This window comes from Amycolatopsis dongchuanensis, assembly GCF_039542405.1.
In the GTDB taxonomy this organism is placed as follows: Bacteria; Actinomycetota; Actinomycetes; order Mycobacteriales; family Pseudonocardiaceae; genus Amycolatopsis_E; species Amycolatopsis_E sacchari.
In genome coordinates this window covers 1-1,865 of sequence record NZ_BAABIB010000149.1, presented here as the reverse complement: position 1 = coordinate 1,865, position 1,865 = coordinate 1, and the positions used below count along the sequence as shown (strand labels likewise).

Below are 1,865 nucleotides of genomic sequence, written 5' to 3'. Positions count from 1 at the left end.
AAGATCAACAACGAGGCACATCCAACCACACCCGAAGATCATTCTGTTACGGCCTCTTAGTCGTGCCGCTCCGGCCCTCCGGTCGGCAAACAAGACGCCGCGTGAGCGACCCCGCGCTGCGTGACAAACGGGAGGACATTTCATGACCACCAACGACCGGCCGAGCGCCGGCATAGGTCGCAGGGCGACCGACATTGCCACATCTCTTGCTTCGCCACTGGTCGCCGAGCGCGCCCGTTCCGACGCCCAGGGCGCAGACGGCGGCATTCGGCCGCTCACGGACCAACGGGCGGCTGATCCGGCCCCCGTGGTGTTCACCCCGGCGCAGGCGGCTGAGTTGCTACAGGTTCGGGAGTCATGGCTACGTCGACGCGCAGCTCGCCGGCAGGTGCCGTGCACGTTCCTCGGAAAACACCTGCGGTTCTCCCGCGCCAACCTGGAGCAGATCGTCGCTGACGCGGCCCTCCCGGCGGCAAACGCCCAGCGCAGGACTCCGGGGACCGGGGCATCTCGACGCCCTCGAAGCCGCAGCAGCAGCCGACCCCGCTGAAGCACACATTCTTCCGCCCGCTGACCACATTTGGGTTGCTTTTCTCCGCAAACGGAGCGTGGATACGACCGTGCCGGATTTCCGGCACGGCCATATCCACTCCTACAGGAAAGAAAACCAACAATGGCTTGGGTAGAAAAACGTCGAGGCGGTTTCCGCGTCCGCTATCGACTCGACGACGGAACGATCTTCACCGAGAGTGGCTTCGCCACCCAGGACGAAGCGGAGGACCGCGCAGCCGACGTGGAGTCCGACCAGCGACGACGCCGGTTCACCGACCCCCGGCTGGCGCAGACCACGATCGACGAGTGGATCCGCGCATGGTCCGACGCCCACCACGCCGCGGACGTGACGCTAGCGACCTACGACTCACACATCCGCAACCACATCCTGCCCCGCTGGTCAGGAACGGCCCTCGGCGACATCGCACGAATCGAGGTGAAGGGGTGGGTGAACAAGAAACTGCGCCCCAACCTGGCCGACAAAACCGTCCGGGACATTCTCGTGTTGTTCTCGATGATCCTGGGCGAAGCCGTGGACGAGGGACTGATCGGCGCAAACCCGTGCCGGAAACTCCGCATCAGCTTCGACGACCGCCCCGAACGGCCCCACGCCAGCGCCGACGAAGTCGACGCACTCGCCGGCCGGATGAAGCCGGACGAGGGACTCATGACCATCACCGACGCCTACACCGGCATGCGCTGGGGTGAGCTGGCCGGGCTGCAATGGATCCGCACCTACCTCGACGAGGACCCGCGCATCGAAATCGACCCCAACTTCGGTGCCCTGCACGAGATCCGCGGACGCCTGGAACTCGGACCGCCGAAGACCCCCGCGAGCGTCCGAACAATCCACCTGCCGCCATTCCTGGCCGACCTGCTACGGGATCACCGGGAGCGCAACCCTGACGGGCGGTTCGTCTTCACCGGAGCCAACGGCGGACTGCATCGCCGGTCCAACTTCCGCCGACGCGTCTGGCTACCCGCCCTGGCCGGCGACGAGAGCCACGGATGGGCCCCACTCAATCAGGGCATGCACTTCCATGACCTACGTCACACACATGAGACGTGGCTGATCGAAGACGGCGTCCCGCGCATCCTCCGGCTGGTACGCCTGGGACACAAGCGCAAGGACACCGACGACCTCTACTCCCACGTGACTGACGTCATGGTCGAGTCGATGCTGGCCGCGCTGCAACGACGCTGGGAGCAGGACGGCGGATGGAGCTGGGACGAAACCCCAGGTCAGGAGCAGGATGCTGCCTAATGTTTATGTCAAGCAGCGGTAGCCGTGGTGTGTCGGTAGTCGGCCTGGT

At 65.4% G+C, this 1,865-nt stretch carries 2 protein-coding genes; both read left to right on the top strand.

Annotation, left to right across the window (positions count from 1 at the left end):
* The first annotated feature begins 142 nt into the window (after positions 1-142).
* Complete coding sequence (locus tag ABFX51_RS39745) at positions 143-550, top strand: helix-turn-helix domain-containing protein (RefSeq protein ID WP_428832526.1); 408 nt, start codon at positions 143-145, stop codon at positions 548-550.
* 123 nt (positions 551-673) lie between these two features.
* A complete protein-coding gene (locus ABFX51_RS35255; protein ID WP_346056345.1) occupies positions 674-1,816 on the top strand; it encodes a tyrosine-type recombinase/integrase in 1,143 nt (380 codons plus the stop codon).
* Positions 1,817-1,865: the final 49 nt, after the last annotated feature.

Coding starts and splice junctions, on each gene's coding strand:
- ABFX51_RS39745 (WP_428832526.1), top strand. CDS start 143: ATGACCACCAACGACCGGCCGAGCGCCGGCATAGGTCGCAGGGCGACC.
- ABFX51_RS35255 (WP_346056345.1), top strand. CDS start 674: ATGGCTTGGGTAGAAAAACGTCGAGGCGGTTTCCGCGTCCGCTATCGA.